At 37.0% G+C, this 23194-nt stretch carries 17 protein-coding genes; 5 read left to right on the forward strand and 12 right to left on the reverse strand.

The window, feature by feature from the left end; all coding sequences use genetic code 11:
- Positions 1–98 precede the first annotated feature (98 nt).
- Entirely contained in the window at positions 99–1421 is a 1323-nt protein-coding gene (locus tag R2Q94_RS00735; protein ID WP_316819518.1) for a DNA recombination protein RmuC, read from the forward strand.
- Here the strand turns inward: R2Q94_RS00735 and thiL are convergent.
- A complete protein-coding gene (thiL, locus tag R2Q94_RS00740; RefSeq protein ID WP_316819519.1) occupies positions 1416–2456 on the reverse strand; it encodes a thiamine-phosphate kinase in 1041 nt (346 codons plus the stop codon). The genes R2Q94_RS00735 and thiL overlap by 6 nt on opposite strands.
- A 91-nt stretch (positions 2457–2547) precedes the next feature.
- Positions 2548–3540: a quinolinate synthase NadA gene (gene nadA, locus R2Q94_RS00745; protein ID WP_316819520.1), complete on the reverse strand. Its 993-nt coding sequence runs from the start codon at positions 3538–3540 to the stop codon at positions 2548–2550.
- Positions 3541–3940: 400 nt separating this feature from the next.
- On the opposite strand from nadA, the gene nadB reads away from it, so the two are divergent.
- Together nadB and R2Q94_RS00755 are read left to right on the forward strand one after the other, a co-directional pair.
- Positions 3941–5527, forward strand: coding sequence for an L-aspartate oxidase (gene nadB, locus R2Q94_RS00750; protein WP_316819521.1), 1587 nt, complete (start codon positions 3941–3943; stop codon positions 5525–5527).
- Between the two features lie 3 nt (positions 5528–5530).
- Entirely contained in the window at positions 5531–6043 is a 513-nt protein-coding gene (locus tag R2Q94_RS00755) for a gamma carbonic anhydrase family protein (RefSeq protein ID WP_316819522.1), read from the forward strand.
- Positions 6044–6083: 40 nt separating this feature from the next.
- On the opposite strand, the gene R2Q94_RS00760 is transcribed toward R2Q94_RS00755, so the two are convergent.
- The 5 genes from R2Q94_RS00760 to R2Q94_RS00780 all read right to left on the reverse strand — a co-directional run bounded on the left by R2Q94_RS00760 (position 6084) and on the right by R2Q94_RS00780 (position 17053).
- Positions 6084–7712 (reverse strand): Ig-like domain-containing protein, encoded by a 1629-nt coding sequence (locus R2Q94_RS00760; protein ID WP_316819523.1) that lies wholly within the window; start codon positions 7710–7712, stop codon positions 6084–6086.
- A gap of 143 nt (positions 7713–7855) precedes the next feature.
- The gene (mnmG, locus tag R2Q94_RS00765; protein WP_316819524.1) at positions 7856–9718 is read right to left on the reverse strand and encodes a tRNA uridine-5-carboxymethylaminomethyl(34) synthesis enzyme MnmG; all 1863 of its coding nucleotides are present in this window, start codon (positions 9716–9718) and stop codon (positions 7856–7858) included.
- 1098 nt (positions 9719–10816) lie between these two features.
- A complete protein-coding gene (locus R2Q94_RS00770; RefSeq protein ID WP_316819525.1) occupies positions 10817–12679 on the reverse strand; it encodes an ABC-F family ATP-binding cassette domain-containing protein in 1863 nt (620 codons plus the stop codon).
- Between the two features lie 597 nt (positions 12680–13276).
- A complete protein-coding gene (ybeY, locus tag R2Q94_RS00775) occupies positions 13277–13723 on the reverse strand; it encodes an rRNA maturation RNase YbeY (protein ID WP_316819526.1) in 447 nt (148 codons plus the stop codon).
- A 12-nt stretch (positions 13724–13735) separates the two neighbouring features.
- The gene (locus R2Q94_RS00780; protein WP_316819527.1) at positions 13736–17053 is read right to left on the reverse strand and encodes a DUF4175 family protein; all 3318 of its coding nucleotides are present in this window, start codon (positions 17051–17053) and stop codon (positions 13736–13738) included.
- Between the two features lie 164 nt (positions 17054–17217).
- Here R2Q94_RS00780 and R2Q94_RS00785 point away from each other — a divergent pair, with 164 nt between their 5' ends.
- Positions 17218–18015: a glycerophosphodiester phosphodiesterase gene (locus R2Q94_RS00785; protein ID WP_316819528.1), complete on the forward strand. Its 798-nt coding sequence runs from the start codon at positions 17218–17220 to the stop codon at positions 18013–18015.
- A 65-nt stretch (positions 18016–18080) separates the two neighbouring features.
- On the opposite strand, the gene R2Q94_RS00790 is transcribed toward R2Q94_RS00785, so the two are convergent.
- From R2Q94_RS00790 to R2Q94_RS00800, 3 genes are all read right to left on the reverse strand, one after another.
- Complete coding sequence (locus R2Q94_RS00790; RefSeq protein WP_316819529.1) at positions 18081–18272, reverse strand: cold-shock protein; 192 nt, start codon at positions 18270–18272, stop codon at positions 18081–18083.
- Between the two features lie 95 nt (positions 18273–18367).
- Positions 18368–19306, reverse strand: a complete 939-nt coding sequence (locus R2Q94_RS00795) for a hypothetical protein (RefSeq protein ID WP_316819530.1) — start codon at positions 19304–19306, stop codon at positions 18368–18370.
- A 59-nt stretch (positions 19307–19365) separates the two neighbouring features.
- The gene (locus R2Q94_RS00800; protein WP_316819531.1) at positions 19366–20478 is read right to left on the reverse strand and encodes an aspartyl protease family protein; all 1113 of its coding nucleotides are present in this window, start codon (positions 20476–20478) and stop codon (positions 19366–19368) included.
- Positions 20479–20771: 293 nt separating this feature from the next.
- On the opposite strand from R2Q94_RS00800, the gene R2Q94_RS00805 reads away from it, so the two are divergent.
- A complete protein-coding gene (locus R2Q94_RS00805) occupies positions 20772–21275 on the forward strand; it encodes a histidine phosphatase family protein (protein WP_316819532.1) in 504 nt (167 codons plus the stop codon).
- Here the strand turns inward: R2Q94_RS00805 and R2Q94_RS00810 are convergent.
- Both R2Q94_RS00810 and R2Q94_RS00815 read right to left on the reverse strand, forming a co-directional pair.
- Complete coding sequence (locus tag R2Q94_RS00810) at positions 21270–21947, reverse strand: M15 family metallopeptidase (protein WP_316819533.1); 678 nt, start codon at positions 21945–21947, stop codon at positions 21270–21272. The two genes, R2Q94_RS00805 and R2Q94_RS00810, sit on opposite strands and share 6 nt — an antisense overlap.
- A 3-nt stretch (positions 21948–21950) precedes the next feature.
- Positions 21951–23177 (reverse strand): alanine dehydrogenase, encoded by a 1227-nt coding sequence (locus R2Q94_RS00815; protein WP_316819534.1) that lies wholly within the window; start codon positions 23175–23177, stop codon positions 21951–21953.
- Positions 23178–23194 lie beyond the last annotated feature (17 nt).

Below are 23194 nucleotides of genomic sequence, written 5' to 3' on the forward strand. Positions count from 1 at the left end.
CCACTCATTAAAAATATTTTTTTAAAGCTCCTTTGATTTTTCATCATTCCTGCTTGCAGGTTCACTTTTATTTTTACATTTTTGATAAAAAAATTAGTATGGAAACTGAAATAATAGTCTTATTGATCATAATATTAGTAGTGCTTATTGTTCTCTTTTTAAAAAAACCAGTTGCCGGAAATCAACATATTGCCTTGCTTGCTTTAAAGGAGGAGGAACATCAAAAATCTTTAAACTGGTTAAAAGAGGAAAAATTGAGACTGGAAGATGAACTGAATGACCTTCGAAACAACTTTATATTAGAACGTAGTAAAGTCATCAAATCTGAAGAGACTTTAGCAGCACAACGAGAAAAACAAGCTGAACAGGAATTATATATTACTGATTTACAACAACGTTTCAAATTAGAATTTGAAAATATTGCCAATAAAGTACTGGAAGAGAAAACAGCCAGGTTTACAGTGGAAAACAAAAATAATCTTGATCTCATTCTCAATCCATTTAAAGAAAATATAAAGGCATTTGAAGAGAAGGTCGAAAAAGTATACAAATCAGAATCCGATGAGCGTAATATCCTGAAAGGTGTAATTTCCCAACTGATGGATCAAAGCAAACAGATTCAGGAGGATGCAAATAACCTGACGAAAGCCCTTAAAGGCGATTCAAAAAAACAAGGAAACTGGGGTGAGGTTATCCTGGAAAAGGTATTGGAACGTTCAGGATTAATTAAGGATAGGGAGTATAGAATTCAAGCCAATTTAAGCACAACAACAGGTAACAGGATGCAACCTGACGTCATCATTGATCTACCGGATGATAAACACATTGTCGTTGATTCTAAGGTCTCCCTTGTGGCTTACGAGCGACTTGTTACTTCAGAGCATGAAGTAGAGAGGGAAAATCATTTGAAACAACATATCCTTTCTATAAAAAACCACATCCAGGGATTATCGGGTAAGAACTACCAGGACCTCTATCAAATCAATTCACCAGATTTTGTATTGCTGTTTATTCCCATTGAATCTTCATTTGGCATTGCAGTTCAACAAGATACAGAATTATTCAACTACGCCTGGGACAGGAGAGTAGTATTAGTTAGTCCTTCTACTTTACTTGCAACTTTACGCACTATTGCCAGTATTTGGAAACAAGAAAGACAAAATAGAAATGTATTGGAAATTGCCAGATTAAGCGGCAGTATGTACGATAAATTTGTGGGTTTTTTAACAGATATGGAGAGTATTGGAAGAAACATCAGACAAAGTCAGGATGCTTATGATAAAGCTTTAAACAAACTTTCTACCGGAACAGGAAACCTGGCGAATACCTCAGAAAAGATCAAAAAATTAGGTGCCAAAACGACGAAGCAAATTGACACCAAATTTTTAGATACAGTAATTGTAGAAGAGGAAGACTTATAATTTAAAAGCATTCCATCCCTGTGCTTTCAATTCATGAACCACATTGGATTTGGAAATCATTTTACAACCAGAATTTTTATCTGTAATATGACCAATCACACTAATATCTACGTCGTGTTTTAATTTGGTATAATCAGCTTGTTTAATGGTAAATAGCAATTCATAATCTTCTCCACCATTTAATGCGCAAACCGTTGGATCCAGACCTAGTTCACGTGCTGTTTCATAGGTCATTGGGTCAATTGGAATCTTCTCCTCATATAAAGTACATCCCTTTTCCGACTGTTGGCAGATGTGCATGATTTCTGAAGCAAGACCGTCAGAAACATCAATCATAGAAGTAGGTACAATTTCCATCTGAGCCAACAAATCAACAATATCCCTTCTTCCTTCCGGCTTCAGCTGACGCTCAATAATGTAATCCTTTCCTTCCAGATCAGGCTGAATATTAGGGTTTTCCAAAAATATTTGCTTTTCCCTTTCCAGAATTTGTAAACCTACATATGCACCACCTAAATCGCCTGAAACACATAAAAGATCTCCTTCTTGTGCACCACTTCTGTAAACCACATCTTTCTTATCCGCATAACCGATACTCGTAATGCTAATAACCAGACCTTGCTTGCTGGATGAAGTATCTCCACCAATCAGGTCAATGTTAAATTTATTACAAGCCAGCTCTATGCCTTTATATATTTCTTCAACGGCTTCTAAAGGAAATTTACTGGAAATTCCAATGGAAACAGTAATCTGGGTAGCAATGCCATTCATGGCATAAATATCGCTCAGATTTACTTGAACAGCTTTAAAACCCAGGTGCATCAAGGGTACATAAGCCAGGTCAAAATGTATGCCCTCTAACAATAAATCTGTAGAAATCAACACTTCTTTATCTGGGAAGTTCAACACTGCAGCATCATCTCCAACCCCTTTAATACTACTTTCATGCCTAATTTTAAAGTTCTCAGTCAGGTGTTTAATCAGACCAAATTCTCCAAGTTCTCCGATATCAGTACGATCTTTATTCTCAAACATATTTATTATACCTATTTAATTTTAAATTATTAGACTGCTTATTTTTCATAAAAGAACGCAGTAATCATCGAAAAAATCCGTTTATTTTAAACTATAAACCTAAGGATGCGGAAATCTCCAGCATTTTTTCAATTGGTTTCCGTGCTTCAACAATAATATTAGCAGGAACAGTTACTTCAGGGCTACCATTTTTTAAACATAAATAGAGTTTCTCCAAAGTATTTCTTTTCATATAAGGACAATCATTACACGCACAGTTATTATTTGGTGGTGCAGGAATAAACGTTTTTGTCGGATTTGCCTTTTCCATCTGATGGATGATGCCGCTTTCCGTAGCTACAATAAACTCCTGAGCATCGCTATTGGTGCTATATTTTAATAATCCTGTGGTTGATCCAATATAATCAGCCATCTCTAATACTGTCTCTTCACATTCAGGATGCGCAATAAATTTCGCATTCGGGTGACGAGCTTTTAATTTCGTAATTTTTTCTCTCGAAAAAATTTCATGAACCATACAAGCACCATTCCAAAGAACCAAATCCCGTCCCGTTTTTTTAGCCACCCAGGCACCTAAATTTTTATCAGGACCAAAAATGATCTTTGTATCCTTCGGAAGACTTTCTACAATCTGTACTGCATTCGTAGAAGTACAAACGATATCACTCAAAGCCTTCAATTCTGCCGTACAATTCACATAGGTAATTACCACATGGTCCGGGTACTTTTCTTTGAATTTTTTAAACAGGTGTGGCGGACAACTATCGGCCAACGAGCAGCCTGCTTTTAAATCCGGCAACAAAACTTTTTTCTCAGGAGAAAGAATCTTGGCCGTTTCTGCCATAAAATGCACTCCTGCAAATACAATCATCTCAGCATCAGTTCTTGCGGCTTCTTGTGATAGTCCTAAACTATCCCCAATATAGTCAGCAATATCCTGAATATCAGGCTCTTGATAGTAGTGCGCCAGCACTATAGCATTTTTTTCTTTTTTTAGTTTTTCGATTTCCACGAAAAGATCAAGTGTAGGATCAATCTTTTCTTCGACAAAACCTTTTCTATTTAATTCCTCAAATGTATCCATTTTCAACAGTTCAATAAATTATAATTATTTAATATAGATAGACTTCTATTGTTTATTAGTGTGTTAATAACGTTTGTAAATTATTTTTTTTTAGGCGAATATTTGAGTTATCAATAAGTTATCCACAAATAAGTTGATTTTTTAAACTAAAAATCAGCTGATCTACAGTATTTTATTTTTCTCCCTCAAAACTTATCCATAGTAATATGTGTATTGTTAGTTTGTGTGTAAAAAGTGGATAACCTCTGCAAAGTTGCTCAAAAATAACTGAAAATATTGTGGCAAATTCCCTTTTTAGCTTAGCTTTAAACATTCAAAAATATTTGTTCTATATGTTTAGACAAGAAATTAACAATTATATCAACGTTGTTAACAAAGTAAGGGAAGTAGCTTAATTTCAATGAGAAAAGTAGATTTTTTAGTAATAGGGTCGGGTATAGCGGGTTTAAGTTTTGCTTTAAAAGCAGCTCAGCATGGCAAAGTTTTAATAGTTACAAAATCAAACGAGGATGAGTCAAATACAAAATATGCGCAAGGTGGCGTAGCAGTTGTTGTGGATAAAGATGACTCTTTTGAAAAACATATTGAAGATACAATAATTGCCGGTGATGGACTGTGTGACAGAGAGATAGTAGAGATTGTTGTAAAAGAAGGGCCACAAAGAATTCAGGAAATTATTGATTATGGGATAAATTTTGATAAAAATCAGACCGGAGTTTATGATTTGGCAAAAGAAGGTGGCCACTCTGAAAATCGTGTTTTACACTATAAAGATGTCACCGGATATGAAATTGAAAGTGTTTTATTAAAGCAGATTCATCAGAATAAAAACATAGAGATATTAACACATTACTTCTGTTTGGAGTTAATTACTCAGCATCATTTGGGTGTGCATGTGGATAAGAGTTCTGAAGATATCCACTGTTATGGTATATATGCCTTTAACACAGAGCGTAACGATGTGGAAAAGATACTAGCTAATGTGACTATCATGGCTTCAGGTGGAGCAGGACATGTGTATAGTAGTACTACTAATCCTGTAATTGCAACTGGGGATGGAATGGCGATGGTGTATCGTGCAAAAGGAAAAGTAAGGAATATGGAATTTATTCAGTTTCATCCAACGGCTTTATATCATCCTGGAGAGTATCCTGCTTTTCTTATTTCTGAAGCTGTTCGTGGTTATGGAGGGGTACTCAAAAGAAAGAATGGAGAGGAATTTATGTACGAATACGATCCAAGAGGATCGCTGGCCTCCAGGGATATTGTGGCTCGTGCTATTGATTCTGAAATGAAAAAATCTGGAGAAGACTTTGTATATCTGGATATCACTAATCGTAAAAAGAGCGATATATTAGCCCATTTCCCGAACATTTATGCGAAGTGTCTATCTATAGGTATAGATATGACTAAAGATTTAATACCGGTTACGCCAGCAGCTCATTATATGTGTGGTGGAATTTTGGTAGATGAATACGGACGTTCTTCTATCAAAAATTTATATGCCTGCGGTGAATGTTCTTCAACAGGATTACATGGCGCAAATCGTTTGGCCTCAAATTCTTTGCTTGAAGCGCCTGTATTTGCGCATCGTATTTATGAAGATGCTATTGCTACTTTTAAAAACAATGTGATTCCTGAGCACATCCCGGAATGGAACGACGATGGAGTAAAACAATCTGATGAAGATATTTTAGTGACACATAATTTACGGGAAACTCAGAAATTAATGAGCGACTATGTAGGTATCGTACGGTCTGATTTTAGATTAGATCGTGCAATGAGACGTTTATTTTTGCTCCATGAAGAGACTGAAGCTTTTTATAAAGCCAATAAAGTATCGGTAAAGCTTTGCGAATTGCGCAATGTGATACAGGTGGCCTTTATGATAATTAAGTCTGCCAAGGCAAGAAAAGAGAGTAGAGGCTTACATTATACTACTGATTATCCAGTGCATTCAGCACAATTAAATGATACAATTTTTTAAGTTATGGCGGTTATATTACCAGTTAAAGATAAGCATCCTCAATGGGGTGAAAATAGTTTTATTGCACCTAATGCAACGATTGTTGGCGATGTGAGAATGGGAAATAATTGTTCTGTCTGGTTCAATGCAGTGATCCGTGGTGATGTGAATAGCATCACAATTGGAAACGATAGTAATATCCAGGATGGAGCAGTAATTCATGCTACGTATTTAAAAGCAGCAACAGTGATTGGTAACAGGGTTTCTGTGGGGCATAATGCCATTGTTCATGGCTGTATATTAAAAGACCATATTCTCATCGGTATGGGTGCAATTGTAATGGATAATGCAATCGTGGAAGACTATTGTATTATAGCCGCAGGTGCTGTTGTATTGGAAAATACACATTGTGAAACTGGATATATATATGCAGGTACGCCAGCAAAAAAAATAAAGCCCATTACTGAAGAGCAACGGGCTTTATTGAATAAGTTACCAGACAATTATATTATGTATGCCGACTGGTTTAAATCATAGAACAGATCTGTTTTAACAGTTAAGTTCAGGGTTTGCTTCTTTATTCTTTTGGAATATTGATGGTTTCATTTCTTTCCCAAAGGGCTCTGATAGAGAGTTCTTTGGGTTCATTCCATATCTTTTCCGGTTGTGTGCCTTCAGCTACGTTTCCGGTATCCCATTTCTTATTTTTGTTCGTGTCGTAAGTAATTCTGGTAAAATATTTACCTGCCTTGTAATTGTTAAATCTTACAGTAGTGTCCTTAGTGATCACAATGGAATTTACTGGATTTTTATTGGCATCGATTACTTCTACTATATAACTTTTATCTTTTTCTGGAACAACGAGTTTTAGAATTAAGGTACCATAATCATCCTTACTTCCAACTTTAAACTCTTTCTTGAATTCCTTATTTTTCGTATTAAATATTCCAGTAAAAGCACCTGCTTCAAATTTCAGTTCATATGATTTTTTAACACGCCATGGATATTTTATATAGTAGGAGAGAAAATCTGTACTATCTTTTTCAAGTGTAAAATTTGTCCTTTGAACGGAATCTTCAAGCAATTGAATTTTATTGATATCGGTACTTAAAATAGGAAAATTGAAGGTGAGTTTAAAAGCTTTATTAGGATTTAAGGTCCGATCTTCCAGATTATCTGTTGCAGTCAATACCCTGTTATAGGTTTCTTTTTTCCCTCTGTTAATGGTGGTAGTTTGCAATAATTTTCCCTGATCCTTAATGCTGATTTTTGTGGAATCGAAACTTAAATCAGTTAACCACATTTTTAAAGAATCATTGTGTTTGCTGAATTTCACATATTTCTTAGCATTCAGGTCTCCAGGTTCGATCACCGTAACTTCCGGTTTCTCTAATTTCTGATTAAAGGCAAAACTGATGCTTCCATCTGGATTTAAACGTTTATCCAAAATTCGGAATACTGAGGCATTTTCTTTAAATACCTGAATATTTACAGAATCGAGATTTTTTTTAAGTACGATTGGTTCCTTAATATAACCGATTTCATCTGTACTTTGCTGGTAGATTTTATCTCCACCTTTTTCTTTTAATGCATAAATTTTGTAAGTACCTTCTCTTAAATTGTTGAGACTATAATTTCCACTGCTATCCGTTAGTGCATAAATTGATGGTCTTCCTTTTCCTAAGAGGGTATCTCTTTCCAATGGAAGGATAAATGCAACGGCTTCAATTTCCGGCTCGCCGGTTACAGAATTTGTGACTTTACCTTTAATGCTTAAGGAATCGAGTTTCGGACCTGTTGAAAATACATATGAAAAATTCTTAAGGACGTTGTTTTCGTTGATATCCGCTATCAGCTTCCCGAAGTTCAATGTATAGGTTGTGTTTTTTTCAAGGCTGTCAGGAAAAGAGATTTCCAGCAGTTTCTTTTTAACCTTTAATATAGGAGGTACTTTCAATTCAGGAGAGATTGAAAATTCCTTAGCTTCATTTTGAAGTTTGAAATATTCATCAAATTCAATAAGGATTTTTTTTTCTTTAAAATTTGTTGTAAAATTTTTTGGCTCCATACTCAATACCTTAGGAGCTTCCGTATCACGCGGACCTCCTTGTGGTTGCTGTATGCTTGCACAGCTATATATTAGCGATGATAGCAGTAGGAGGGAAGTGAAAAGCCTGAAGTTCGATAGAATGCTATTTTTGGCCATTTATATGCGCTGTATTAAATTTATTACTCTTTTTAATATATATCATTAAAAAATTTTAAAAGACCCTTAAAACTCATTTAAATGAGCCAGTTATATTTCATTAAAAATTAAATATAACCGGCTATTTATCAGTGTGTTACGTTTTATTTACTCATATGAACCATTAAAACTGAGATATCTGATGGTGAAACACCAGATATTCTTGATGCCTGCCCTAAAGTACGGGGTTTGATTTTCAATAATTTCTCTCTCGCTTCTTTAGATAGGGATCCAAGTTGTGCATAATCAAAATCTGGATTGATGTCTTTGTCTTCCATCTTCTGCATTTTGTTTACAATTTCCTGTTCCTTTTCAAAATAGCTTTCGTACTTGATTTTGATTTCCGCCTGTTCTATTGTCTCCTGATCGAATGAACTAAGGTATGATCTGAATGGAGTACTTATCTTTCTAATGTCTTCTATGCCGACTTGTGGTCTACCCAGTAAGCTTACTATTTTTACATTTTGTGTCAGTGTACTGGTACCTAATTCTTCCAGTGTTTCATTGGCTTCAGACATATCAATACTTTGCTTTTTAGCAAAGGCAACAATTGCATCCGAGTTTTCAACTTTTTGTTTAACCAATTCCAAACGTTCGTCACTAATCAAACCCAGCTGGTGGGCGATAGGAGAGAGACGGATGTCGGCATTATCCTGACGGAGTAACAATCTGTGTTCAGCTCTAGAGGTAAACATGCGATAAGGTTCGTCTGTTCCTTTAGTCACTAAATCATCAATCAGTACCCCGATGTAGGATTCAGAACGCTTCATGATTAGTTCATGTAGATCGTTTACTTTTTGATGTGCGTTGATTCCGGCAATGAAACCTTGACTCGCTGCTTCTTCATATCCTGTGGTTCCGTTGATCTGACCTGCAAAGAATAAATTGCTGATCATTTTCGTCTCTAAGGTTAAAGAAAGTTGGGTAGGTGGAAAATAATCATACTCAATCGCGTAGCCAGGGCGGAACATTTTAGCATTTTCAAATCCTGGGATTTTAGTGAGCGCTTTATATTGTACATCTTCTGGTAGAGAAGTGGAGAAACCATTTACATAAATTTCACAGGTGTGTAATCCTTCTGGTTCTACAAATATCTGGTGTCTTTCTCTTTCGGCAAAACGATTAATTTTGTCTTCAATAGACGGACAATATCTCGGGCCTAATCCTTTAATACGACCGGTGAACATTGGTGATTTTTCGAATCCTTCTTTTAAAGTTTCATGAACTTCTGCATTCGTATAGGTGATCCAGCAGCAACGTTGTTCTGTGGGACGTTCTACATTTGTGTAGGAGAATCGGCCTGGGTTTTCATCTCCCCATTGTTCTTCCATTACGGAGTAGTTTAATGATCTTCCGTCTATGCGGGGTGGGGTGCCGGTTTTCATTCGGCCTGCTTCAAATCCCAGTTCTGTTAATTGTTCAGTAAGTCCGGTTGCAGATCTTTCTGCAGTTCTGCCTCCACCAAATTTCTTTTCACCAATATGGATTAAGCCATTTAAGAATGTTCCATTGGTCAGTACAACGGACTTCCCTTTGATTTCAATTCCTAGCGAAGTTTTGACACCAACTACTGTATTATTTTTAATTATTAGGCTAGCGACCATGTCTTGCCAAAAGTCAACATTTGGCGTACGTTCTAAAGCTAATCTCCATTCCTCTGCAAATCTCTTTCTGTCATTTTGTGCTCTTGGACTCCACATTGCAGGACCTTTAGAAAGGTTCAGCATTCTAAACTGCAGCGTAGTCTTGTCGCTGATAATTCCTGAGTATCCACCCATCGCATCAATCTCTCTTACGATCTGACCTTTTGCTACACCACCCATTGCAGGGTTGCAACTCATCTGTGCAATGGTCTCCATATTCATGGTGATCAGTAAGACTGAAGATCCAAGATTGGCAGCGGCCGCGGCGGCTTCACAACCAGCGTGTCCGGCACCAACTACTATTACATCATATTCTTTAAACATTACCTGTGTTTTTATATCAATCAAATTTTGTTTCACGTGGAACGTAATGAAAAGCCCTGTGTGAAGAGGGACTGTTTCACGTGAAACAATAGGTTAAAATTAATCATTTAATAGCGGAGACACGCTAATTCGTTCTCCTTTTATTCTTTCTTTTTTTGCCCTTCTTCATTTAACCATTTAAAGAAGGGTAGCCTTTCTGTCTAATTAAAGGGCGATTTTTTCTTTTTTTAAAGCTTAAAACGCTTGGTTTTCAAAGTAGAGTATGATTTACCTTAATACCATATTCAATTTAAAGCATCACTTTAAATGCTGACAGAATTGTTGTTTTACTTTTAATTGAAATTCTGATGTTCCACACTCTATTTTTATGGATAAGAGAATCTATACATCCACTTTATTCGTTTTTGATTTTATTAATTTGACCCGAAGATTTTGAATACTCAAGGATTTTCCAGGAAGTGGAGGACTTGAATTGTTCCTCAATTCACAGATTATCCTCTTCAAAATGTTATCATAGACAAGCTGAAAAACTATAAAGTTTTTATCAAAGCTGAGGTTTTTTATATCAAAAGAGGAATCGCTTATTAGAATAAAAGAAGGGCAATCCCACTAGATAATTAATACCTTCTGCTGTAAACTAGTTAGGAATAAATACTCATTTTGAACATTACCAATCTGTAGAAAACGAATTTAATGGCGCTTAGATGGTTAAATATTTCCCTGTTTTTTCTTGCGCTCATCTATAGAAAAGCAAGAAGTATGAAATTATTTATTAAAACGGAGTTTTATTTTTGACTTTAATTAGGTCAAAAACGTTATTAAATTCGCTTATAAAAAAAATAGAATTTTTTGTTTCCTGTCATAAATGGAATAGAAAATTCAATGTTGTTTATTGCTATTAAAAATGAGAAAGAACTTTTTATTGTTTTTGAAAGCAGTGGGAGGGAAGATTTATACCAGGTTCATCCCAATGATTTCTGTATATTAACTGTGATCGATAATGAAATCGATTAAGTATTAATTTTTCATGAGAAGCTCAAGATGATCAATTATCCCCACCTATATATTGATCTAAAAGGTGGGGATAGTCAAAAGGATTTATAGCTCTGATAGCGTCAACCAACGCTCAGTAACTTTTTCTAATTCCTGATTTAAGCTTTCAATAGTTTTAGAAACTTCTTGTATTTTCGTGTAATCAGCACTGTCAATTGTCAGTAGAGAATTACTCAGTTCCTGGATTTTTGTTTCCAGTTCAGTGATCTTCGTTTCTGATTCTTCCAGCTCTTTTTGCTCTTTAAAGGATAGTTTTTTAGTTGCTGCAGCTACGCTATTTTGAACAGGTTGTTCCTTTATTTTAGCAGGTGCTTTTTCTTTTGGAGTCTCTAAACTAATTCTATATTCAGAATAATTTCCATTGTAAATTGCTACTTCTCCGTTGCCCTCCATGATGAACAATTGTTCACTCATTTTGTCAAGTAAATACCTGTCGTGAGAAACAAGAATCAATACACCTGGGAAGTTTTCTAAGAACTCTTCCAATACGTTTAGCGTATCAATGTCGAGGTCGTTGGTAGGCTCATCCAGGATAAGGAAATTAGGGTTTTGCATCAACACCTTCATCAGGTGTAATCTTTTCTTTTCGCCACCACTAAGCTTTTCTACCATCCCATGTTGTTTCTTGGGAGGGAAGAGGAATAGTGTTAAAAGTTGTGAGGCAGAGATGGTCTGACCATCGGCCATTTTGATGTATTCGGCATCAGATTTTACGATATCAATTACTCTTTCTTTTTCATTGAAAGCTAAACCACCTTGTTTATAATAACCATAAACAGTGGTTTCCCCAGTACTCACTTTTCCTTTTTCTGGTGTTAAGAAACCTGTAATGATATTCAGTAATGTTGATTTTCCAGTACCATTCTTACCAGCAAGGCCAATACGGTCTGCTCGTTTAAAAGTATAGCTGAAATCATTAATGATTGGTTTTCCATCGAAAGACTGACCAATATGGTCTAATTCAAGGATTTTATTTCCCTGACGAGACATTTTTACGTTTAATGTAACACTTTGATTATCGGTTCTTTGTTTTGTTTTACTTTCCAGGTCATAAAAAGCATCAATACGGGATTGAGATTTTGTTGTACGGGCAGCAGGCATTCTTCTCATCCATTCTAGTTCCTTTTTTAAGAGGTTCTTGTTTTTTTGAAAAGTGCTCTCATCAGCCATTTCACGCTCAGATTTCTTTTCTAAGAAATAAGCATAATTTCCATTATAGTTGTAAATTTTCCCCCTGTCGAGCTCTACAATAGTATTGCAAACATTGTCAAGGAAATACCTATCGTGTGTAACTAACAATATAGTTTTATTTCCAGAAGTCAATAGCTTTTCCAACCATTCGATGGTATCAATGTCCAAATGGTTGGTTGGCTCATCCAACACATAGATTTCAGGATCTTCTATTAAGAGTTTTGCAAGCGCCAGACGCTTTTTCTGCCCACCAGATAGGGTAGAAATCTGTTGTTGCAAATGAGTGATCCCCATGCGGCTTAAAATCGTTTTAATTTCATGCTCATATTCCCAGGCATTGTGTTCGCTTAATTCTTCATATAAGCGGTTCAATTTCTTCTCATCCGGGTTAGGATCTTCAATTAGTTCCTCATATTCTTTGATCAGTTGTTGCTGTTTGTTTTCCGTTGAGAAAATGAAATCACTAATAGAGTAACCGTCTGGAAAAGAAGGTTCCTGGTCTAGAAATCCTATTTTAACTGATTTATTCTTCACGATTTTACCTTCTAAGGGATTAAACCTTTCAGCAAGTAATTTCAGTAAGGTGCTTTTCCCAGCACCGTTAATACCAACCAACGCAACGCGTTGTCCAGGTTGAATCCCCAGGGTCAAATTTTTAAATAGCCATTCATCATGGTAAGCATGGCCTAAGTTTTCGGCTGCAATTAGTGTACTCAAAGTCTGTGTTTAACGATATTTTATTTATGAAACTAGCGCAAAAGTAAGCAATAATTCTTAGGTATATAGTTGAGCCTATTGAAGATGTCTCGATTTTGACCTTTAAAAATCAGGCAATTGAGATTAATTTATTAAGTAATTTAATCCCGAGGGAATGAAGGCTTTCCTGTTCAGGGAAACTAAAATCCTGAAAAAAGGGTATTTTGGAGCTTTAGAAGCTCGATAAAGTAGGATTTTGTAAATTAAGTTGGCAACAATGATCGCCAGGGTATCCTAAGAAGTTCTCTGGTTTTAAAGCGTTTAAACGAAGAAAATGAGGTAATTATTTCCTGGTATGGGTTAAACAAACTCCTCGCTCTGCTGGTTTCAATCCAAATTTTGTTCCGGTAAGGATGACAATGGCTAAACCACCAATCAGTAATTTTTTAAGCATATTTTTCATGGTTTCCTGGTTTTTGTGTGACCTAAAATCTTTCAGAGATAAGACGCGAGACCAGGAGAAACGTTTCAAAAATTGACGCTCATTAGACCATCTGTCATTTATTTTCGACGAACAGAGGGATAATAACGATGAACACCAAATCTGGCATTCGATGACTATGTTGTTTGCTCCATGGTTTTGAATAGAGCAAGAGACTCATCTTCCTTTGCGGTCATTAGCGTTTTAGCTGCTTTACCTTTGTCTTTATAACCTAAAAGATGTAAGGTACCATGGGCCATTACCCGATACAATTCGTCTGCTACAGTATGTTTAAAGGTTTTTGCATTTTCCTGTATCCGCTCCAGGCTAATGAAAATATCACCTACAATCATTTTAAGCTCTTCTGAGTTATCAAAAGTGATCACATCAGTATAAGTATCATGGTTAAGGTATTCCTGGTTTATACGTAGTAAATATTCGTCAGAGCATAAAATGAAGTTCAGTTCCTGTAAGGAATAACCTTCCTTTTCAATTATAGCTTTAATCCAGGCCTTAAGTAAGGTTTTCTTTTTTAAAGTGTAACTAAGGTCTTCTGTGAAAAAATGAACTGCAGGTTTTGCCATCTGGATATAGAATTATTGGGCCAAATTTAGTAATTTAAAATACTCCGCAATTTTATTTTTGTAATAGTAGTTTAGGCTGGGAGGTAATTTTTGGATCCATTCGGTCTCGTTTTTTTGATTTTTACGGAATTTTTCCAGCATCTGCAGATACGAAGGAGGCAAATCTTTTCCGGCTTTACTTTCTCTTTTTGAATCCTGGTCCTGTTCTCTTTTAGCATCATTTGCATCCAAAAGCTTTGTTAACAGGTCCTTTTGTCTGTTGATGGTTTCTTGTTCCAGACGTTTGTTGACCAGATCATTTTCTGTAGCTTTCATATCCTTTATCATTTGATTCAGATTACCCAAGCCAGATTTCCCATCTTTATTTTCTTCCTTGTTGATCTTTTGTAGAGCTTCCCGGATCATTTGTTGTTGTTGAGCCATTTTAGCAAACTCCTCAGACATCTGTCCTTTGGGAACGCTGCCTTTATTTCCTGATTTTTGCAACTGATCCTTTGCTTTTTGCATGCTATTGTTCAATTGCTGCTGCATTTGTTGCAGCTGTTTCATGCTTTGTTTCTGCTTTCCTTTACCTCCTGCACTTGAATTTTTCATCATCTTTTGAAGTTGTTCAAGGGCTTCATTGAGCATTAACGACAAATTGTTGATGGAAGTCATGGTATACTGCTGGTTTTTATTAGCTGCCGCAGTATTCCTTTCGCTTAGGTTATCCAGACTTTTATCCATATTAAAATTGATCTTCTGTACTTCCTCGTTCACGGTACTTTCAATTTGTGGAACCCTTTTACTTAATGAAAACAGACTATCAGCGATCGTCTTCATATTGTCTTTTATTGTCCGTTGTTGTTGTACAGTGCTGGTATATAGCGGGTCATTATTGCTTAATTTTTTGAAATCAAGCATCACTTTCTCCTGATCAAAAGAGGTTTTTAAAAGATTTTCCAGTAGCTGACGGAGTTCCTGAACGTTCAGGTTATTCTCCATTTCTGAAGATTGCTGCTGCATCTCGTCCATTTTTTTTGCCATTTGTTCTAGCTGATCCGCTGCTTTTTTCTGATTTTCCGAGGCTTTCCTACGATCATTTTTCTCCAGATTATCTTTACTTTCCTTTTGTTGTTGTTGAATTCCTTTTGCCTCTTTTTCCGGGTTTTCGAATGGATTTGGACGTTCTAATTGTTCATTTTTCTCCTGTAAATTTTTCAACTCCTTGCGTATGTCTTCAAATGCCTTGAGTTGATCCTCCTGTTGTTGTTTCAAATCTCCCGCTGTTTGTTTTTGATCTTTACTTTGCTCAGAAAGGGACTTCTGTTCTTTTGCAAGTTGTTTAAGGCGGTCAATATTATTTTGCAGGCCCTGTTCAAATTCCAGCTGTTTATAGAGCTCTAAGATTCGATCCAGTTCATTTTTTAAGGATTTATTGTCCATTTGCATCTTGGAAAGCTCCTGTTGAGTCTGATCTTTATTATTTTGATCCATTAAGCTTTGCAGTTTTTCTAATAGTGCCTTAGTTTTATCATCCAGTACATTTTTAAACAATTCATCGATTTGCTTTTGCTTTTCCAGGAGTTCATCCTTTACAGCTGCATTTTCCTCTTTTTCAAAATTGTTTTTTTCGTTCAGCTGTTTGAGTGTTTTAACACTTTCTTCCAACTGTTTTTGTTGATCTAATAGCTGCTGAATCTGCTTTTTATCGTCAAAACTCAATGTTTTTTTGTCCAATAGGGTAGCACCAAGCTTTTTACTCTGTTTTTCTACTGCAGCGGCCAGTTTAATTGCCTGATCCATTTTTTGTTTGACCGCCTGAGTACCTTGGTTGATCTTCTCTGCTACCTGTTGTGCTGTTGGCAGTTCATAAGTGTGCAAGGCTGATTTAGTCGTTTTTGGGCCATTTACCCCATCATTATCCGCCACTTCAAAGTAATACTCTAATTGCTGACCAGGTCTAATCCCTGCCTGTTTGAGGTCCCAGAAAAAGAAGAAGTCATGGTCCAATTGTGCCTTTTTAATAGGAATTGACTGGCTGATTTTGCGCTTTGCTTTACCATTTTCGGTAATAAGATAATTAAATTTTAATGCACTAAAACCATGGTCGTCAGAAATTTTACCGCTGAAATAAAGTGCTTTACTACTTAAAGAATCTGGAGATTCGGCGACTACAATGTTAGGATATTCATCTGTAATAATTCCGATTTGGTGCACTAAAGAATCCGGAGTTCCGTTAAAGGAGCTGTTTTTTGGGCTGATGCGATATTCCCCGTTCTTACGTAAGGTCCTTGTAAAGCTGAAAACGTTGTCTGCAGATTGTAGGACTTGTTGGTTATTATCCAGCTTAAAAACAAGCTGATCACTATTTGCGGTACTGAATTTCCAGATTACCGTAGTGCCATCAGGGAGCAATAGATCTCCAACATTGGGGATGGTTTCATCATTTTTATGCAAATAAGCGGGATAATGAAGATGAGCACTCATGGCTATAATTGCTGGACGGGCTTTTACTTCAATCAGATAAGGAAGAGATTGAAATCCCCCTGCACTAAAGCGGATCTCCTTATTCTTTTGAAGGTTTTTGAAGGTATATTCAAAGCTTGTAAGGTCTTTTTTTTCCAACTTATAGGTGTTCAGTCCATCAGAAATGTATACCTCCTGAGGGATTTCATTTCCGTTAAGTTTAAGCTTCAGGCGGAGGTCATCTCCCTGTGCACAGATTAGGTTTTCATTTATCAATTGAAAAGTAAAGGGCGCTTTTGGCAAAATTTCTCTATTATATTGAACAAAGCTGCTGGTTCCTTCTTTCAAAATGGATGGAGCGATTATCGCAATCAGCAGAATAATACTCAGAGGAAACAATGAATACGGAAGGTATTTTCTATTGTCATTCAGACGAATTGCACTACTAAACGGAATGGGTTTCAGGTCGTTGATCTTTTGATCAATCCCAGCCATGATCAGTTGATTTTGCTCTGGGTTTTTATCAGCCAGGTTTTTTAACTGTAAGGTGTTTAATAACTTATCTTTTACGTTAAAAAAGTGATTACCAATTAGTTCAGCTGCTTGTTCAAGGCTCAGATTTTTACTCAGTTTAAAATAAGCTAGTGCCGGTTTAATAACCCAAATACCAATTGCCAGGGCTGAAAGGGCAATTGAACTAAAAAACAAGCAGGTTTTAAGGTAAACACCAGGATGTGTGTAATAAACCAATAAGAATAGCATCAGGTACAAAGCCAGGAGGAAAGAGGCGGCATAAATGCTACCCCGCAATAGTTTATTCAAATAAAACTTTTGCGTAAATTCATTTACTTTTGAAATTAAAAGCTCGTAATTGCTGTTCATGAATGCACCAAATGAAACTTAAAGGTAGAGAATGAATCTTGGTTTTGATAGCGTTAAAGATATAATAGTATTAAATTAACCTTAAGATCTTGTCTGATGTGGAATTTAGAAAGCGGGAAGCATGAGCCGCAATTCAGCAATCATGGAACAAATATTCGCGCAAAATGACAAATTCAATTTATGCCATAACAATGGCTGCATTATTTACCACAATCGGATTTAAATCTCCTGAGATGGAAAAACCAAGTACCTGGAATAAAAATCAAGTCATTGCGCATCGGGGCGCCTGGAAGAAGAAAGGTCTGCCAGAAAATTCAATTGCATCTTTAAATGAGGCCATAAAATTAGGTTGTTATGGCTCTGAATTCGATGTGCATATGACTTCCGACAGTGTGTTGGTTGTTAATCATGATCCTGATTTCCTGGGCTTGCCCATTGCAACTTCCACTTATGCCCAGCTTTTGGAAAAAAAACTAAGTAACGGAGAGCATATCCCTACATTGGAGGCCTATTTGAAAGCTGGGAAGAAACAAAAAAAGACTAAGCTGATTCTGGAACTGAAACCAGCAAAAGTTAGCGGAGAGCGGGATCTGCAGATGACGAGAAAAGCAGTTGCCATGGTACAACAATTAGGCGCAACAGCCTGGGTGGATTACATTAGTTTTAGTTATGCCATCGGAGAGGAAGTGTTGGCCTTACAACCCGGAGCCAAGGTGGCTTACCTCAATGGAGATGCAAGCTTAGAAAGATTAAAAGCCTCCGGATTTTATGGGGCAGATTATCATTTCTCTGTGTATAAAACCGGCGATTGGTTTACTAAATCTAAAGCCCTAGGACTGACTTTAAATGCATGGACAGTGAATAACGCAGAAGAGATGAACTGGTTGTTGGATCAGGACATCGAATTCATCACAACCAATGAACCTGAGCGCTTGTTTGAACTCTTAAAAACAAGGAAATAGTCTCCTTTTAAAACAAAAAAGCATCGCGATTTTTCGCGATGCTGTACAATTATGTTTTTAATAATCTAGATTACTTTAACATTAACTGCATTCAACCCTTTTTTACCGCTTTCAACATCGTATTCAACTTTGTCGTTTTCACGAATTTCATCGATAAGGCCTGTTGAATGTACAAAAATTTCGCTATCTCCATTAGATGGAATGATGAATCCGAAACCTTTAGTTACATTAAAAAATTTTACTGTTCCTTCTTGCATTGTATTATTTATTAATAAATTAAGTGGGCAAGATACGGAATATATTTAATAATACACAGGGGCTATATTTTTTGATAAATGTAAATTTTAAGGATTTATTCGGCAGCTTTTTTACCAGAAACGATCAGGTTAATTTCGCTGGAATGTGGGATCCCCAATGTGCTTCCCGGGCTCACTTTTAAGAGGTTTTGTAGGTACACATTTACGATGGCTTCCAGTGTTTTCTTTCTAGGCTCGTAGTTCTCCGGATCTGAACTGCGAAACTTATTGAGGTAGATTTTACCCTTTGCATCTACCAAAACACTAAACTCATAGCCAAAATCTTCATAGGCTCTTGAAATGTCTATTCTATAGGTTGGGAAAAGGTAATCATATGCCTCAGTTTTGCCATTGATCCGGTCAACTATGTTTAATTTTTCTACGCGGATCATATCACTCAATGGTTGAAAAACGACCGGCTGTCGTCCCGCAAAAGCCAGACTTGAATCGGAGGGCTTTTGGTTGGAAGCTGCTGATAATTTTTGAATATACAAGGTATCGGCTCTGGTTGGTTTTTGTAAGGCTGCTACCGTTGTTTTTAAAACATTTTTAATGTAATCTTCAGAATAATACGTAATGTTTACATCTGATCGGATGTCTTTAGCTATTTCCTTTCTTACCACCTGTAAACGTTGCATTAAAATGCTGTCTTTACTGATCTTTTTGATTCTAAACCATTCTTTTGCAAAGTTGTAAACATCTCCATGATCATATTGCAGGAAAAAAGTCTGCATTCTCTTTTTTTGCGGACTATAAGCCATAACCGAATCATTGGATTTAAACTGAATGATCCAGCTGGGTTCTTGTTGGAAACCCATCTCATTAAATGATAAACCGGTACTGAAACGGCGCTTTACCTCATAGTATTTAATCCCTTTAATCGTTTCGAAAGAGAGTTTTCTAGCACGATTTCTTCTTTCCTGGTTGGATTCAGAGTTACAGCTCAAAAAAATACTAATAGCGGCTAAGGAGATATAAATGAGCTTTTTGGACATGCTTGAAAATAATGGTAATGGATTTAAATTGGAGACAAAGTTATAAGAATCGGCAGATTTTATATTCTTTGTTTAAGTTTTATCACCCTGATGCGAAGGAGACCTTCCCTCATCACAGTTACAATGACCGTTTTTCCATTATCCTCTCTAAAAAGCTTGTTGATTTCCGTTAAGGAATAGTTACTCGCGGGAACAAAATTTATACTGACAATTTCATCATCTGCCTGAAATCCTGCTTGTTCTGCCGGAGAGTCGGGTTCTATTCTGCCAATAAAATAACGTTTGCGTGTTGTTCCGTCTGCATAGATTTCCATTCCAGCCATATCATGCTGAAAGGGGCGCTTAAAGTTGCCGTTTTTCCTTAGATACATCGCATTATCTTCATAATCAAAAGTGATGTCAAAGCGACTTAAGATATCCGCACCCAGGTTTCCGTTGCGGTCATTGAGCAAAACTTTTGCTGCAACTTCTTCATATTTTGGAAAAGAGCTGAGTACATTATTTAATTGAAAGGAGCCAATTTTTACTTCCGGAGTTCTCCCTATGTGGCCACTGATTGGGCCACCTAATCCTACACCCAGGTTGGCTAAGATCGAAACAGGGGGTAGGGGGAACGGATTTTTATCCAGGAGTTCCAAAGAAATTGCATGGCTGGCACCATTGTCTACCAGCATCTTTAACGTTAATAGTCCAAGTTCCGGAGATTCGATTTGTATTTTCGTATAGGGTTTATCGTTGATCATTTCCAGTGGAATCCGCTCCCCTTTAATCTTCTTCCCATAAGAGGGCAGGTAAAAAACCACTCTTTTAGTGGAGTACTTTAATTCTACAATAAAGCTTTTAAAAAAGTGATAGCCCAATAAGCCATGAATGGGCATTCCTACAAAGCTCGATAAACGAAATAAATCCTCTTTTAATAGGGCAGTCGGAACGTGTTCCAAACGTGCTTTTCCAACGCGCGCATCTATGGAGCTGGAAACATAAGCTTCAATTTCATTCCCTTTTCCTAAGCCAGCGATTTTTATGGTACGTAAATCTTTGATTTTTAAACTATCGGTTAAACTAGGGTCAGAGATGATCATTGGGCCTACACCAGTGTCTAAAATGAAATTATAAGGTCCTTTTTCGTTAATGAAGACAGGGATGATGATCAGATTTTTGACCAGTATCATACTAACGGCATCTTTTTTCCTGTTATTTTGAAATTCAAAATTTTGAGCATAGCCTACATGTATGGTCAAAGTGACAATAGAGACAAGCAGAAGGGTTTTTAGCCCGAACAAATTTATCGCGTATACAGACCATTTCATTAAACTAATTTAATAAATTAGTACATAGGATGAATCGGATTAAGGATAAATACAATGGTTATTTTTTTAATAAACTTGTCGCCTTTATACAAGCTTCTTGTCCTTATGAACCTTAGTATACCTTTATCTATAATTTATAACCAAAGATGATTAAAATGAAACGATTGCTATTGTTGTTACTGCTCCTGGTGCTGAGTTATAGTCTGGAAGCTCAAACTACTAAAATCTGGGTGGTCAGACATGCGGAAAAGAATCTGGATAATTCTAGCGACAAGGATCCTGCTTTAACTTCTGCAGGAGAAGAACGGGCATTAGCTTTGGCTAAATACCTGAAAGGAGAAAAAATGGCTGCCTTGTTCAGTACCGATTATAAAAGAACTAAAGGAACATTAGCTCCTTTGGCTGCTGCGCAGAATTTACCCATTCATTTGTATAAATCTACTGCCTACCAGGCATTGGCTGATACCATATTAAATACTTATAAGGGAAAAAATATCGTCATCTGTGGTCACTCCAATAGGCTTTTGGGCATTATTGCTGCGTTTAATGCAAAGAGTAATATAAAAGAAATTACAGAAGATGAATATAGTCATATTTTTCTAATTGAGCTCGATGGAGATCGGGTTAAGCTGGAAGAGGGACATTATGGTAAACTATAATTTTTCAAAAGGAATGTCGAGCAAATCGTATTTGCGATAATCCCGGAAGTCAAAATGCCACCATTCATTTGATAATACACGAAAACCATGGGCTTGCATCACCTGAATCAGCAGGTCCCTGTTTTTTAGCGTAGGCGCAGGAAGGGCTTTATAATTGGCTGCAGCCATTGGAGAAAAACTGTCGTATGGCGTGGGCATTTCCAGCTCTTTTCCAGTCTTCATATCAATGAGGGTAAGGTCTATTGCGCAACCTCTGTTGTGTCTGGATCCTATTTTTGGCGGAGCTACAAAGTTTTTATTCTTCGCTTTGAGGTACAATGTCTTTGTAACAGTATAGGGACGATAAGCATCATAGATCTTGAGCCCATAACCTTTTTTGTTTAAGGCCAGTTGTACTTTTTTCAATTGCATGACTACCGGCCTTCTTGCAAAGGCGCGTGCTTGTTTATAAACCGCAATCTTCATAAAGTTATTGTTGGTTGCGTATCGGATGTCCAGTTCAATACCAGGAATTTCTTTTTTGAGCTCCAGTAATTCCAGATTTAAATCGCGCTGAAAAGCCCGTTGATATGCCGAAAAGCTTTTGATCACCTTTATGGGGCCCGGTGTTGCGGGAGCGGATTGCTGATTAAAAACCAGGATCCATAAGATAAGGGAAATGGACTGGATCATTTATTATTGATTGGACACCACTAAAAGTTCAATATCCTTATAGGGTAGGTTGAACATCCCGGCAAGATCTTTATTGGTAAGGTGACCCTGATATACATAAAGAGCTTCTCTAATTCCAGGCTTACTCCAGATGACTCCGGTTAGTCCGCCAAGTTCGCCGAGGTCTAATAGTATTGGGGCAAAAATATTTGTCAGTGCATAAGATGCTGTTCTTGGAACGCGCGATGCAATATTTGGAACACAGTAATGTATGACCTCATGTTTTCGGAACACCGGGTTGCTATGATTGGTCACTTCAGAAGTTTCGAAGCAACCGCCCTGGTCAATGCTCACATCAATGACCACGGAATTTGGTTTCATCCTCATCACCATCTCTTCCATGACAATACAAGGGCTTCTGCCGTGATTTGCCCGAATGGCGCCGATTACGACATCGCAAGTGGTAATTGCCTTACTTAGAACGATAGGTTGCATAACCGAAGTAAAGACCCTGCTCCCTAAGTTATTTTGAAGCCTTCTAAGGCGATAGAGTGAGCTATCGAACACTTTTACTTCCGCACCTAGAGATAGTGCCGTACGCGCGGCGTATTCTCCGACCGTTCCGGCCCCTAAAATGACAATTTCGGTGGGAGGGACTCCGGTGAAGCCTCCAAGCATCAAACCTTTGCCCCCGGTTGCAGAACTCAAATATTCAGCGGCAATAAAAATAGAGGTAGCACCAACAATTTCACTCATTGCCCTGACAACACTTAAAATTCCTCCTTCATCGCGAAAATTTTCAAAACAAAGGGCATTGATCTTTTTATTCAATAATGCTTTCAGGTAATTCTCTTTTAGGCCTCCCATCTGAAGTGCAGAGATCAGGGTCTGGCCTTTATGCATCATCGCAATCTCTTCTATCGTTGGTGGTGCGATCTTGACCAGTATATCTGCTTCAAATACACTTTTCTTATGAAATGAAATGGTGGCACCCTGTTCGCTATAATCATTATCAGAAAAATTTGCGCCAACGCCGGCGCCACTTTCAATAATCACCCGGTGACCATTATTGATCAGTAATGCAACAGATAATGGTGTTAATGCGATTCTGTTCTCCTGAAATGAGATTTCTTTTGGAATGCCAATATAAAGACTGTTGGTTTTTTTGTTGGTTTCCGACATGGTCTCTTTGGGCTGTATCAGTCCTTTTTGAGCAATCGATGCCATTCCTTCCCGTAATCCTGTAGCCATTTTATTTATAGATATTT

Source organism: Pedobacter gandavensis (assembly GCF_032678465.1).
In the GTDB taxonomy this organism is placed as follows: domain Bacteria; phylum Bacteroidota; class Bacteroidia; order Sphingobacteriales; family Sphingobacteriaceae; genus Pedobacter; species Pedobacter gandavensis_B.